We start from the raw sequence: 11,404 nt of genomic DNA, 5'->3' as shown, positions 1-11,404 counted from the left end.
TCGACTCAGCGGCCCCGCCGCGCCAGCGTGCCGACGAGACCGCCCGGCAGCCGGTCGGTGAGATCCACCAGCACGACGTCGGCCGGCACGGATAGCGCGTCGACGGCGGCGGGGTCGCCCGTGAAGCCGGTGCCGGCGGCCTTCACGAGCGCCTCCTTGCGCGTCCACAGCCGGGCCCGCGCGGCGGGCCTCTCGGGGGCGGGAAGCTCCCGCACCCGGGCGCGCTCCGCCGTCGAGAAGCCCACCCCGCCCAGGCCGTCCTCGTCCGCGAAGGCCGCGGCGTCCGCCCGCTCGACGTCCACCCCGACGCCGAACCCGTCGGCGGGCCGTGCCGGCGCCCACCACGCCCCGATCCGAGCCCGGTCCTCAGTGCCGGGCATCCGGACGCGTGTGAACGAGACGAGGGCGACCCGGCCGGGGGGCAGGCCGGTCAGCGCGGGGACGCCGTGCGCGGCCGAGCCGCAGCGCGGGCAGGCGTGCCGGAGCCCGAGCGGCCCCACCGGCACGCCCCAGGCCGCCGTCAGGGCGGTGCGCACCTGACTGAGCAGCGCGGAGACGGCGTCGGCCGCCCCCGCCGAGGCGGGGACGGCCGATGTCAGGCCCCACGGGCCGGTCGCGACGGACACGGTCAGCGCTGGACCGCCCCGTGCCGCTGCGCCGCGAGCGCGGTGGCCGCAGCGCGGGCCTCGGAGACCTCCTCCGCGGTGAGCGTGCGGTCAGGGGCGCGGAAGCGCAGGGAGAACGCGAGGGACTTCCGCCCCTCCGGCACTCCCGCGCCCCGGTAGACGTCGAACAGCTCGACGGCCTCGAGCAGCTCCCCGGCGCCCTCGGCGAGGGTCGCGCGCACGTCCCCGGCCACGACGGCCTCGTCCACCACGAGCGCCACGTCCTGCGTGCTCACGGGGAACGTGGACAGCGGTGCGGCCACCACGATCTCGGGGGCCGCGGCGCACAGCGCGTCCAGGTCCAGCTCCCACACGCTCGTGCGGGCGGGCAGGTCCTCGGCCTCGAGCCACTGCGGGTGCAGCTCGCCGGCGACGCCCACCACCTGGTCCCCGTGCTCGGTCACGACGACGAGCTCGGCCACCCGGCCCGGGTGGAACGCGTGGTGCCGGCCCTGCCGGACGGCCAGCTCGACGCCGAGGACGTCGGCCACGTCGAGGGCCCCGGCGACCGCGTCCTGCCAGTCCACCGGGCGGGGGTCGTGGTCCGGTCCGGGCGCCGAGTCGTGCCCGGCGTACAGACCGGCCACATGCCACGGCTGGGCGGGGATGCCGGCCTCGAGGTCGGCGAGGACCTCGGCGGAGGGGTGGACCGCGCGCGGGGGGATCGTCGCCGAGCCCAGCTGCGCGCCGGGCAGGAAGACCAGCCCCATCTCGTACAGCGCCAGATCGCGGAAGCCGCGGCTGAGGTTGCGGCGCGCGGTCTCGACGAGGCCCGGCAGCAGCGACAGGCGCAGGTGCCGGTACTGGGAGGCGATCGGATTGGCCAGGGCCACCATCGCCAGGGCCTGGCCCTGCGCGTCCGAGTCCGCCCCGAAACGCCGGTTCTGCTCCTCGGAGACGAACGGGTAGGCCAGCACCTCGGTGAGACCCGCGGCCGCGAGCGCGGCCGACACGCGGCGACGCTGGGCCTGGCGGCGGGTGAAGCCGCGGCCCGGCGGGGCCACGGGCACCACGGAGGGGATCTCGTCGTAGCCGCGCAGGCGCGCGACCTCCTCGGCGAGGTCCTCGGGGATGCGCAGGTCCGTGCGCCACGACGGGGCGGTCACGGTCAGCCGCGGGGCGGCGTCGTCGGTGGCCTCGGCGACGGTCACCTCGGCACCCAGGGCGCGCAGCGTCTCCACGACCTCGTCGGTCGTGTACGCCACGCCCACCAGGGCGGAGGGGAAGTCGGCGGCCATCTCGACGACGGCCGGCTGCGGCCGCGTCCCGACGTCGGTGACCCCGGGCTCGGCGGTGCCGCCGGCGAGCTCGACGAGCAGCTGGACGGCCCGCTCGGCCGCCTCGTCGGCGATCTCCCAGTCGACGCCGCGCTCGTTGCGCTTCGACGCCTCCGAGGGCAGGCGGTGCCGGCGCCGCGTCCGCGCGATCGACACCGGGTCGAAGTTCGCGGACTCGACCACGATCGTGGTGGTGGCGTCGGTGACCTCGGTGGCGGCCCCGCCCATGACGCCCGCCAGGCCGATGGGGCCGGAGTCGTCCGTGATGAGCAGGTCCTCCGCGTCGAGCTCGCGCTCCTTGCCGTCGAGGGTGGTCAGGGTCTCTCCGGCCCGCGCGCGGCGCACCACGATCTCGCCGGAGAGCGTGTCCGCGTCGTAGAAGTGCAGGGGCTGGCCCAGCTCCCACATCACGTAGTTGGAGATGTCCACCGGCAGGGAGATGGTGCGGATGCCGGCCAGGCGCAGGCGCGCGGCGAGCCACGGTGGGGTCGGACGGGTCGCGTCCACGCCGGAGACCGTGCGGGCCACGAAGCGGGTGGCGCCGGGCTCGCCGTGGATCGGCGCGTCGTCGTCGATGCGGACGGCCGGGCCGGCGTCGTCGGCCGCGGGCGGGTGGATCGCCGCGGCCGGGTCCGTGAAGGGCACGCCGGTGGCGTGCGCGTACTCGCGCGCGACGCCGCGCATCGAGAACGCGTAGCCGCGGTCGGGCGTCACGTTGATCTCGGCGGCCTCGCCGTGCAGGTCCAGGACGTCCCGGGCGTCGGTGCCCGGCTCGGGGTCGAGCCCGAGGTCGCCGAGCACGATGATCCCGTCCGTGCCGTCGTCGCCCATGCCCAGCTCCGTGCTGGAGGCGATCATGCCGGCCGAGACGTGCCCGTAGGTCTTGCGGGGGCTGATGCGGAAGTCGCCGGGCAGCACCGCGCCGGGCAGGGCCACGACGACCTTGTCCCCGACCTCGAAGTTGTGGGCGCCGCACACGATGCCCTGCACGCCGGAGGGCTCGATCCCCTCGCCGGTGAGCGGCTGGGCGGCGCCCTCGGGCACCACGCGCACGGAGCACCAGTTGATGGTCTTGCCGTTCTTCTGCGGCTCGGGCTCCTTGGAGAGCACCTGCCCGACGACGATCGGGCCCTGCAGCTCGGCGGCCGGACGGTGGACGTCCTCCTCCTCGAGGCCGACGCGGACGAGGTCGGCCATCACGTCCTCGGCACGGTGCTCCGCGGGCACGGGGACGAACTCCCGCAGCCAGTCCAGGGGGATGCGCATGGATCAGACCTCCATTCCGAAGTGCTGGGAGAAGCGGACGTCGCCCTCGATCATGTCGTGCATGTCCGGGACCTCGTTGCGGAACATGAGCGTGCGCTCCACGCCCATGCCGAACGCGAACCCGGAGTACTCCTCCGGGTCCAGGCCCGCGGCGCGCAGCACGTTCGGGTGCACCATGCCGCAGCCGCCCCACTCGATCCAGCGGGGCCCGCCCTTGGCGCCGGGGTGCCAGATGTCCAGCTCGGCGCTGGGCTCGGTGAACGGGAAGAAGTTCGGGCGCAGGCGGATGGCCGCCTCGGCCCCGAACATCTGGCGGGCGAAGTACTCGAGGGTGCCGCGCAGGTGGGCCATGGTCAGGCCCTTGTCCACGGCCAGGCCCTCGAACTGGTGGAACACCGGGGTGTGCGTGGCGTCCAGCTCGTCCGTGCGGAACGTGCGGCCCGGGCACAGCACGTAGGTGGGGGCGCCCCGCTCGAGCAGGGAGCGCATCTGCACCGGGGAGGTGTGGGTGCGCAGCAGCAGGTGGGCCTCGGCCGGGGCCACGAAGAAGGTGTCCTGCATCTCGCGGGCCGGATGGTCCGGCGCGAAGTTGAGGGAGTCGAAGTTGAACCACTCGGACTCGAGTTCGGGGCCCTCCGCGATCTCCCAGCCCATGCCGACGAAGATCTCCGAGACGCGGTCCATCGTCAGCGAGAGCGGGTGACGGGCGCCGACGCGGCGGCGACGGACCGCGGTGGTCACGTCCACCGTCTCCTCGCGCAGGATCCGCGCGGCCTGCTCCGCCTCGAGCACCTCGGTGCGGGCGGCCAGGGCCTTGCCCAGGCGGCCGCGAGCGGCGCCCATGAGCTTGCCGGCCTCCGCCTTGCGCTCCTTGGGCAGAGCGCCGATCGCCTTGTTCGCGAGAGTCAGGGGGGCCCGGTCGCCGGTGTGGGCCAGGCGGGCGGCCTTGAGCTCATCGAGGTCGGCCGCGGCCTCGTACGCGGCGAGTGCGGCCTGCACGGCGGCCTCCACCGCCTCCGCGTCCACGGGGGAGATCTCCGCCACGGGCGCGGTGGGCTCCGCGCCGGTCTCGGGGCTGGGTGTCATCAGGGCAACGACCTTCGCATGGGGGACGGTGGGACGCCCGTCAGTCTAGTGTCCGCCCCGGGTCCGCTCGGCCTAGGCTGAGGCGCATGACCGCCCCGGACTCCCTCGACGGCACCGACCCGCTGCTGCGGGGCGTGGGCCTGGACGCGCAGACCCGCTGCGCCCATTACGCCACGGCGCGGGACGTCGTCGCCCTGCGCTTCGCCTGCTGCCCCGCGTACTGGTCCTGCCACCGCTGCCACGCGGAGCTCGCCGACCACCCGGCCGTGCCGGTGCCGGCCGGCGACTTCGACCGGCCGCACGTGCTGTGCGGGGTGTGCCGCACCGAGCTGAGCGTGACCGCCTACCTCGCCCTCGAGGCCACCGCCGATCCCGCGTGCCCGGCCTGCGGGGCGCCGTTCAACCCGGGCTGCGCCGCCCATGCCCCGCTCTACTTCGACGTCTCCGCGTCCGGGTCCCCCGCCGGTGACGCCGCTCCCGCGGCACAGCCATGACCGCGGCCCCCTCCCGGCCGACGCCTCCGGTGCACGTGCGGGCGCGCGGGCTGTGGAACCTGCTGAACCTGGCGACGCCGCTGGGGCTGGTGGGCGCCGTCGTCGCCGGCTGCGCGCTGCGGCCCGGACCGCACGGGCTGATCGAGGCCCGCGGCTGGACGCACCGGTTCCCGGGCGGGGCCGCGTTCACGGTCGGCGACGTCGTGTTCACCCGCCCCGGCCTGCGCATGACGCCCGCGCTGTGGCGGCACGAGGCCGGCCATGCGGACCAGTACGCCCTCCTGCTGGGCCTGCCCTTCCTGCCGGCGTACGCGCTGGCGGCGGCGTGGTCGACGTGGCGGACCGGGGATCCGGCGTCGCGCAACGTCTTCGAACGACGCGCGGGCCTGGCCCTGGGCGGCTACATCGAGCGGCCCGTGGTCCGCGGCCTGCGGCGCCGCCGCTGACGGGCACGGGTGGTCGCGCCGACGCGGACCCGGGGTCCGGGGTCAGTGCAGGGTGCCGCCGGGGACGTCGAGGTCGGGGCCGCCGGCCAGCGCCGTCAGGGCGGCCTCGGCCACCGCGCGCGCCAGGTCGGCCGCGGGCAGGGCCGGGGTGTCCGGCGTCGGGCGGTGCTCGGCGTCCCAGGGCACGTGGATGAAGCCGGCGGCCCGGGCGGTGCCGGGGGCGTCGAGGAGCGAGTACATGACGTGGTTGCACACGAACGCGCCCGCGGACAGGGACGGCTCCGCGGCGACGCCGGCCGCCCGGATCGCGGCGACGGCACGCTTGGCGGGCAGGGTGGCGAACAGGGCCGCGGGCCCGTCGGCGCGCACGGGCCGGTCCACGGGCTGCTCCCCCGCGTTGTCCGGGATCCGGGCGTCCTGCAGGTTCACGGCCACCCGCTCGACCCGGACGGCCGCCGTCCCGCCGGCCAGCCCGACGGCGATCGCCACCTCCGGCCGGACCCGATCGAGGGCCGCGGTCAGGGCCGGCCCGGCCGCGCCGAACGCGCACGGCAGCTCGACCGCCTCGGCCGTCACACCCCGGTCCGCCAGGACGCCCACGGCGTCCCGTGCGGCGGCGATCGACGGATTGTGGACGTCTCCGCCGAAGGGCTCGAAGCCCGTGAGCAGGACGCGGGCGGCCGGGGCGGGTGCACGGGAGGTCATGGCGACCACGGTAGGCGCGTCTCAACGCCCGCGCCACGCCCGGACTCGAACACGCTTGCGGGTCCGTTCGAACATGTGTTCTACTTCTGGCCATGCGATGGGAAGCGCAGACCCTGCGGTCCGAGGGCGGAGCCCAGCGGGCGACGGCCGGCACACCGGCCGGCTCCGCCGCCCTGCTGCCGCTCTCGGACCTGCAGCGGAGTGTCACCACCCCGGAGTTCGCGGGCGTCACCTTCCATGAGGTGCTCGCCAAGACCGCACTGAACTCGGTGCCGTCCGCCTCGGCCATGCCGTTCCGCTGGACCGTGAACCCGTACCGCGGCTGCACCCACGCCTGCCGGTACTGCTACGCCCGCAGCACCCACACCTTCCTCGAGCTCGATGCCGGGGCCGACTTCGACCGGCAGATCGTCGTGAAGGTCAACGTCGCCGAGGTGCTGCGCGCCGAGCTCGCCCGCCCCACGTGGGGCCGCGAGGCGGTGGCGTTGGGGACCAACACGGACCCGTACCAGCGGGCCGAGGGCCGCTACGCGCTGATGCCCGGGATCATCCGGGCCCTGGCGGATTCCGGCACCCCGTTCTCCGTGCTGACCAAGGGGACCCTGCTCGCGCGTGATGTGCCCCTGCTGCAGGCGGCCTCGCGCCAGGTGCCCGTGCAGGTCTCGCTGTCCCTGGCGATGCTCGATCCCGCCATCGCCGCCGCGGTCGAGCCGGGCACGCCCTCGCCGACCGCACGCCTGCGCCTGATCGAGCGGCTCGCCGCCGCGGGTGCGGACGTCACCGTCATGGCCATGCCTCTGCTGCCGTGGCTCACGGACGGGGACGGCGAGATCGATGCCCTCATGCGTGCGCTGGCGGACGCCGGAGCCGCGCGGGTCATGCCGGGCGCCCTGCACCTGCGGCCGGGCGCGAAGGAGTGGTACCTGGACTGGATCCGCCGCGAGCACCCGGATCTGCTGGCCGGCTACGAGCAGATGTACGCCCGGTCCGCCTACGCGCCCGAGTCGTACCGTCGCATGCTCACCCGGGTGGCCGGGGAGGCCGCCGCCCGGCACGGCCTGGCCCGCGGCGGCGCGCACGGCATCCGGCGCGAGGACGGTCCCCCGGCCCGGCGCACCCCGACGTCCCGGCCCTCCGCTCCGGCGGCGCAGCCCGCGCTGTTCTGACCCGTCCGCGGGGCGCGGCCGGCCGCGTGCCGGCTCAGCGCCCCGCCGAGAACGCCGTGGCGGCGCCGCGGAGCACCTCGGCCACGATCGGCCGGTCCGCCGGGATCCAGTCCAGGTGCTGCACGCCCGGCCCGGCGAGCGGCAGCCACGCCAGCAGGTCGTGGTCCTGCAGGGCTCGGGGCGTCGCCCCCTCCTCCGCCAGGACGCCCCAGAACACCCGCATCCGGGCGCCGTTGGCCAGCTCCCACCCGTCGGGCTCCGGCGCCGCCACCTCGGGGCCGAGCCGCACGGCGACCCCGAGCTCCTCCCGACACTCCCGCAGCAGCGCCTCCTGGGCACCCTCCCCCGGCTCGACCTTGCCCCCGGGGAACTCCCAGAGTCCCCGCAGCGCGGCGGGCGCGCTGCGGCGGGCCGCCAGCAGGCGGGTCGGCGCGGCCGCATCGTCGAGCAGCGCGAGCCCCACGACCAGCCGCGGTCGCGCCCCGTCCCGGGGCGACGTCGTCGGGCTGGCGGCGGGCGCGGGGCGAACAGGTGTGGCGGAGGTCATGAGCCCAGGCTAGCGAGGCCCCCGCCCCCGCAGACCGGAGTCCGTAGGCTGGGTCGGTGCCCATCCCCACTCCCGCCGCCGACGGCGCCCACGACCGTTCCCCCCGTCCCCCGCGTCCGACGCGCCCGGACCCGTCCGTCCCGCCGACCGTGCCGACGGGCCCGGGCGCGCTGCTGGGCGGCCGGCGCGTGCGTCTGCTGCCGGCCATCCTCGCGCTGGCCCTGGGCAGCTTCGCGATCGGCACCACGGAGTTCGCGATGATGGGCCTGCTGCCGCAGGCGGTGGCCGACCTCGGCGTCGGTCTCGAGGCCGGCGGCGTGCTCATCTCCATGTACGCGCTGGGCGTCGTGATCGGCGCTCCCCTGCTGGCCGCGTCCTTCGCCCGCGTCGACCGGCGGGTCACGAGCATCGTGCTGATGCTGCTGTTCGTCGTGGGGCACGTGGCCGCGTTCCTCGCCCCGGACATGGGGAGCATGATGGCGGCCCGGTTCGTGTCGGGCCTGCCCCACGGCGCCTACTTCTCCGCGGCCGCCCTGGCCGCGGCGGACCTCGCCGGGCCCGCCCGCCGCGGCCAGGCCGTGGCGTGGGTGATGGCGGGGCTGTCCGTGGCCAACGTGCTGGGCGTGCCGGGCGCGACGGCGCTCGGGCAGGCCGTCGGCTGGCGCTGGATGTTCGTCATCGTGGCGGTCTGCGCGGCCCTGTGCGTCGGGGCGACCGCGTGGCTCGTCCCGTCCGTGCCGGCCCCCGCGGGCGCCTCGGTCGGCCGCGAGCTGCGCGGTCTGGCCTCCGGCCGCCTGTGGGCGACGGTGGCCGTGGGCGTGATCGGCTTCGCCGGCATGTTCGCGCTCTACACCTACATCGCGCCGCTGCTGACGGAGGTCGCGGGCCTCGAGGAACGGTGGGTCCCCGCCGTGCTGGCCCTCTACGGCGTCGGCATGGTGATCGGCACGCTCGTCAGCGGCGCCCTCACGGACCGGGACCCGGTGGGCACCCTGCGCCTGAGCTTCGGGCTCAGCGCGGTCTCGCTGGCCGCCGTCGCGTTGACGGCCCCGTGGGCGCCGGTGATGATCGTGTTCCTCTTCTGCGTGGCCGTCAGCGGCTCCGGGATCGCCCCGTCCCTGCAGGTGCTGCTCGTGGACTCCGCGCCCACCGCACCGCAGCTGGCCGGTTCGCTCAACCACTCCGCGCTGAACATGGCCAACGCGATGGGCGCGTGGGTCGGGGCGGCCGCGATCGGGGCCGGTGCGTCGCTGCGGACCCCGCCGCTGGTCGGTGCGGGCATCGCCCTGGCGGGTCTGGTGCTGGCGTTCCTCCTCGTGCGCCGCGACGTCGCGGCCCCACCCGGCGTCCGGGCTGACGACGGCGGCTCGCCCCGCTGAACGTCCCGAACCAGGCCGGGGCGAACCTCGTGACGGCGGAGAATCCCGAAAAAACCGGGGCGCCAGAGGTGGCCCCCTTGAAAGCCCCTTGCTACGTTCCTTCTCGTACGTCAGATTCGCAACCTGAAAGGAATCATCATCATGGGCTTCATTGCTTGGATCGTTCTCGGCCTCATCGCGGGCGCCATCGCCCGCCTCATCCTCCCGGGCCGCCAGGGCTCCGGCTGGCTGGGCGCCCTGATCACCGGCATCCTCGGCGCCCTCCTCGGCGGCTGGATCGGTCGCCTGATGGGCTTCAGCACCAACGACTCGTTCTTCGACCTCGCCACCTGGATCTTCGCGATCATCGGCGGCGTCATCGTGGCCTTCATCTGGCAGGCGATCACCGCTCGCCGCACCGGCACCCGTGCCTGAGTGAGCTGAGCGGCCCGGGTTCCACCCGGGAACACGCAGAAGGGGCGGGGATCCACTCGGATCCCCGCCCCTTCTGCGTGTCCGGACGGCTGGCGCCGCCTCGCACGCCCCGTCAGCCGGCGCGCCGTGCCCCCGCCATCGCGGACGAGTACAGGCACACCGTGGCGGCGGTCCCCACATTCAGGGACTCCGCGGCCCCGTACAGCGGCACCGCCACCCGGCGGTCCGCCAACGCGAGCTCGCCGTCGTCCAGGCCCTGGGCCTCGTTGCCGAACAGCCACGCGGTCGGCGCGGCGACCAGGCCGGGGGCGAGGGCGTCGAGCCGGTCCGCGCCGTAGCCGTCGGCGGCCCACACCTGCAGGCCTGCGGCCCGGGCTGCGGCCGCGGCCGCCTCTGCGGGGACGGCGGTGACCACGGGCAGGTGGAACAGCGACCCTGCGGTGGACCGGACCACCTTGGGGTTGAACGGGTCGACGGAGCCCGGCGTGAGGACCACCGCGTCCGCCCCGGCCGCGTCCGCGGCCCGGATGACCGTGCCGGCGTTCCCCGGGTCCTGCACGCGGCACAGCACGGCGGCCAGGCGCGCCTCCTCGAGGACCGCTTCGACGGTCTGCGGCTGCGGCATCCGCGCCACGGCGACGATGTCCTGCCCCGTCACGGCGTCGGCCATGGCGGTGAGCACCTCGTCGCTGGCCTCGCGCACCAGGACCCGCTCACCACCCGGCGTCGGGCGGTCTCGGACGCGCGCCACGAGCTCGGCCAGCGCGGGGTCCCGGTCCACGAGACCGACGGACACGTACACCTGGGCCAGCACCTGCCCCGCACGCCACTGCCCCGCGGCGGCCGCCGGCCCCTCCCCCAGGTGGGCGCGCAACGCCTCGCGGCAGGCCTGCGGCCCCTCGACGAGGAACGTGCCCGTCCGGCGTCGGGCGGAACGGCCCGCCAGGGCTGCCACCGCGCGCACGCGCTCGGCGCGGGGATGGGTCATCGGCTCGGCGTGCGGGGTCATGGGGTCTTTCTGGTCGGGGCTCGGCTGCGGGTGCGCAGACGCCGACGGGGCGGGCCTCGGTGGAGGACCCGCCCCGTCGGCGGTGGTGCTCACGCCTGGGGCGTGGTGGTGGGGCCCTCAGGGCCCCGGAGCCGGCTCAGCGGGAGGCGGCGGGGGCGTTCACGTCCGCGGGCAGCGCCTCGCGGGCGGTCTTCACCAGCACGGCGAAGGTCGCGGCGTCGGAGACGGCGATCTCGGCCAGCATGCGGCGGTCCACCTCGACACCGGCCAGCTTGAGACCCTGCATGAAGCGGTTGTAGGTCATGCCGTTGGCGCGGGCGGCCGCGTTGATGCGGGTGATCCACAGGCGACGGAAGTCACCCTTGCGCTTATGGCGGTGCTGGTAGTTGTAGGTGAACGAGTGGAGCATCTGCTCCTTCGCCTTGCGGTACAGGCGAGACCGCTGGCCGCGGTAGCCGGAGGCGCGCTCCAGCATGGTCCGACGCTTCTTGTGGGCGTTCACTGCCCGCTTCACACGTGCCACGTGCGTACTCCAATCTGTGTGGTCCCCGGGGCGCGCACTGGCGCGTCACGGCCGAGGAGGAAGGGGTTCCGGCGAGGCCGGAGGGGGTGTCAGATGCCGAGCATCCGCTTGATCTGCTTGATGCTGCCCTTGGAGACGAGCTGGTCGCCCTTGAGACGGCGGGTCAGGCGCGAGGACTTGTGCTCCAGGTAGTGGCGGCGGTTCGCCTGCTGGCGCATGATCTTGCCGGAGCCGGTCACGCGGAAGCGCTTCTTGGCACCGCTGTGGGTCTTCATCTTCGGCATGGCTGCCGTTCTCCTTCACTCATCGCTGCCGTGCGCGGCGCGCACGGCAGTGCTGGTCACCCCGGTCCGTGCGGACCGGGCTGGTCTGTGGCGACCCCGGGGGGTCAGGCCCGAGGACCGGGCTTGGGGGCACCGCCGCGGGG

Annotated in this window: 13 protein-coding genes; 5 read left to right on the top strand and 8 right to left on the bottom strand. The window is 75.4% G+C overall.

What is annotated here, in order from left to right:
* Positions 1-5: 5 nt before the first annotated feature.
* The 3 genes from J1M44_RS09555 to pheS are packed head-to-tail and all read right to left on the bottom strand — an operon-like array spanning position 6 to position 4,294.
* A complete protein-coding gene (locus J1M44_RS09555; protein ID WP_060973612.1) occupies positions 6-626 on the bottom strand; it encodes a 4'-phosphopantetheinyl transferase family protein in 621 nt (206 codons plus the stop codon).
* Between the two features lie 2 nt (positions 627-628).
* Positions 629-3,208, bottom strand: coding sequence for a phenylalanine--tRNA ligase subunit beta (pheT, locus tag J1M44_RS09550; protein ID WP_060973613.1), 2,580 nt, complete (start codon positions 3,206-3,208; stop codon positions 629-631).
* Between the two features lie 3 nt (positions 3,209-3,211).
* Positions 3,212-4,294 (bottom strand): phenylalanine--tRNA ligase subunit alpha, encoded by a 1,083-nt coding sequence (gene pheS, locus J1M44_RS09545; RefSeq protein ID WP_012750956.1) that lies wholly within the window; start codon positions 4,292-4,294, stop codon positions 3,212-3,214.
* Positions 4,295-4,380: 86 nt separating this feature from the next.
* Between pheS and J1M44_RS09540 the strand changes: the two genes are divergently transcribed.
* Positions 4,381-4,788, top strand: coding sequence for a CHY zinc finger protein (locus J1M44_RS09540; protein ID WP_049158435.1), 408 nt, complete (start codon positions 4,381-4,383; stop codon positions 4,786-4,788).
* Positions 4,785-5,234 carry a hypothetical protein gene (locus J1M44_RS09535; RefSeq protein WP_049158434.1) on the top strand — a complete coding sequence of 150 codons (450 nt, stop codon included), beginning with the start codon at positions 4,785-4,787 and terminating at the stop codon, positions 5,232-5,234. The genes J1M44_RS09540 and J1M44_RS09535 overlap by 4 nt, the downstream gene beginning before the upstream one ends.
* 42 nt (positions 5,235-5,276) lie before the next feature.
* Here J1M44_RS09535 and J1M44_RS09530 read toward each other — a convergent pair whose 3' ends face one another.
* Positions 5,277-5,939 carry a pyroglutamyl-peptidase I family protein gene (locus J1M44_RS09530; protein WP_049158439.1) on the bottom strand — a complete coding sequence of 221 codons (663 nt, stop codon included), beginning with the start codon at positions 5,937-5,939 and terminating at the stop codon, positions 5,277-5,279.
* Between the two features lie 92 nt (positions 5,940-6,031).
* Between J1M44_RS09530 and J1M44_RS09525 the strand changes: the two genes are divergently transcribed.
* Positions 6,032-7,105 carry an Rv2578c family radical SAM protein gene (locus J1M44_RS09525; protein ID WP_060974026.1) on the top strand — a complete coding sequence of 358 codons (1,074 nt, stop codon included), beginning with the start codon at positions 6,032-6,034 and terminating at the stop codon, positions 7,103-7,105.
* A 34-nt stretch (positions 7,106-7,139) separates the two neighbouring features.
* Here J1M44_RS09525 and J1M44_RS09520 read toward each other — a convergent pair whose 3' ends face one another.
* Positions 7,140-7,652, bottom strand: a complete 513-nt coding sequence (locus J1M44_RS09520; RefSeq protein WP_049158432.1) for a (deoxy)nucleoside triphosphate pyrophosphohydrolase — start codon at positions 7,650-7,652, stop codon at positions 7,140-7,142.
* Positions 7,653-7,708: 56 nt separating this feature from the next.
* Between J1M44_RS09520 and J1M44_RS09515 the strand changes: the two genes are divergently transcribed.
* Both J1M44_RS09515 and J1M44_RS09510 read left to right on the top strand, forming a co-directional pair.
* A complete protein-coding gene (locus J1M44_RS09515) occupies positions 7,709-9,031 on the top strand; it encodes an MFS transporter (RefSeq protein WP_049158431.1) in 1,323 nt (440 codons plus the stop codon).
* A 141-nt stretch (positions 9,032-9,172) separates the two neighbouring features.
* Positions 9,173-9,445 carry a GlsB/YeaQ/YmgE family stress response membrane protein gene (locus tag J1M44_RS09510; protein ID WP_002853694.1) on the top strand — a complete coding sequence of 91 codons (273 nt, stop codon included), beginning with the start codon at positions 9,173-9,175 and terminating at the stop codon, positions 9,443-9,445.
* A 112-nt stretch (positions 9,446-9,557) separates the two neighbouring features.
* Here the strand turns inward: J1M44_RS09510 and J1M44_RS09505 are convergent, their stop codons facing one another.
* The 3 genes from J1M44_RS09505 to rpmI all read right to left on the bottom strand — a co-directional run bounded on the left by J1M44_RS09505 (position 9,558) and on the right by rpmI (position 11,261).
* Positions 9,558-10,454 (bottom strand): TrmH family RNA methyltransferase, encoded by an 897-nt coding sequence (locus J1M44_RS09505; protein ID WP_060775405.1) that lies wholly within the window; start codon positions 10,452-10,454, stop codon positions 9,558-9,560.
* A gap of 136 nt (positions 10,455-10,590) precedes the next feature.
* Complete coding sequence (gene rplT / locus J1M44_RS09500) at positions 10,591-10,977, bottom strand: 50S ribosomal protein L20 (RefSeq protein ID WP_002853696.1); 387 nt, start codon at positions 10,975-10,977, stop codon at positions 10,591-10,593.
* Between the two features lie 89 nt (positions 10,978-11,066).
* Positions 11,067-11,261 (bottom strand): 50S ribosomal protein L35, encoded by a 195-nt coding sequence (rpmI, locus tag J1M44_RS09495; RefSeq protein ID WP_002853699.1) that lies wholly within the window; start codon positions 11,259-11,261, stop codon positions 11,067-11,069.
* Positions 11,262-11,404 lie beyond the last annotated feature (143 nt).

The organism is Micrococcus sp. KRD128, assembly GCF_017168395.1.
Lineage (GTDB): Bacteria > Actinomycetota > Actinomycetes > Actinomycetales > Micrococcaceae > Micrococcus > Micrococcus luteus.
Note: the sequence above shows the minus strand (reverse complement) of the source record. Positions and strands in the feature narration are given on the sequence as shown.

Coding starts and splice junctions, on each gene's coding strand:
- J1M44_RS09505 (WP_060775405.1), bottom strand. CDS start 10,454: ATGACCCCGCACGCCGAGCCGATGACCCATCCCCGCGCCGAGCGCGTG.
- rpmI (WP_002853699.1), bottom strand. CDS start 11,261: ATGCCGAAGATGAAGACCCACAGCGGTGCCAAGAAGCGCTTCCGCGTG.
- J1M44_RS09535 (WP_049158434.1), top strand. CDS start 4,785: ATGACCGCGGCCCCCTCCCGGCCGACGCCTCCGGTGCACGTGCGGGCG.
- J1M44_RS09540 (WP_049158435.1), top strand. CDS start 4,381: ATGACCGCCCCGGACTCCCTCGACGGCACCGACCCGCTGCTGCGGGGC.
- J1M44_RS09530 (WP_049158439.1), bottom strand. CDS start 5,939: ATGACCTCCCGTGCACCCGCCCCGGCCGCCCGCGTCCTGCTCACGGGC.
- J1M44_RS09525 (WP_060974026.1), top strand. CDS start 6,032: ATGCGATGGGAAGCGCAGACCCTGCGGTCCGAGGGCGGAGCCCAGCGG.
- pheS (WP_012750956.1), bottom strand. CDS start 4,294: ATGACACCCAGCCCCGAGACCGGCGCGGAGCCCACCGCGCCCGTGGCG.
- pheT (WP_060973613.1), bottom strand. CDS start 3,208: ATGCGCATCCCCCTGGACTGGCTGCGGGAGTTCGTCCCCGTGCCCGCG.
- J1M44_RS09520 (WP_049158432.1), bottom strand. CDS start 7,652: ATGACCTCCGCCACACCTGTTCGCCCCGCGCCCGCCGCCAGCCCGACG.
- J1M44_RS09510 (WP_002853694.1), top strand. CDS start 9,173: ATGGGCTTCATTGCTTGGATCGTTCTCGGCCTCATCGCGGGCGCCATC.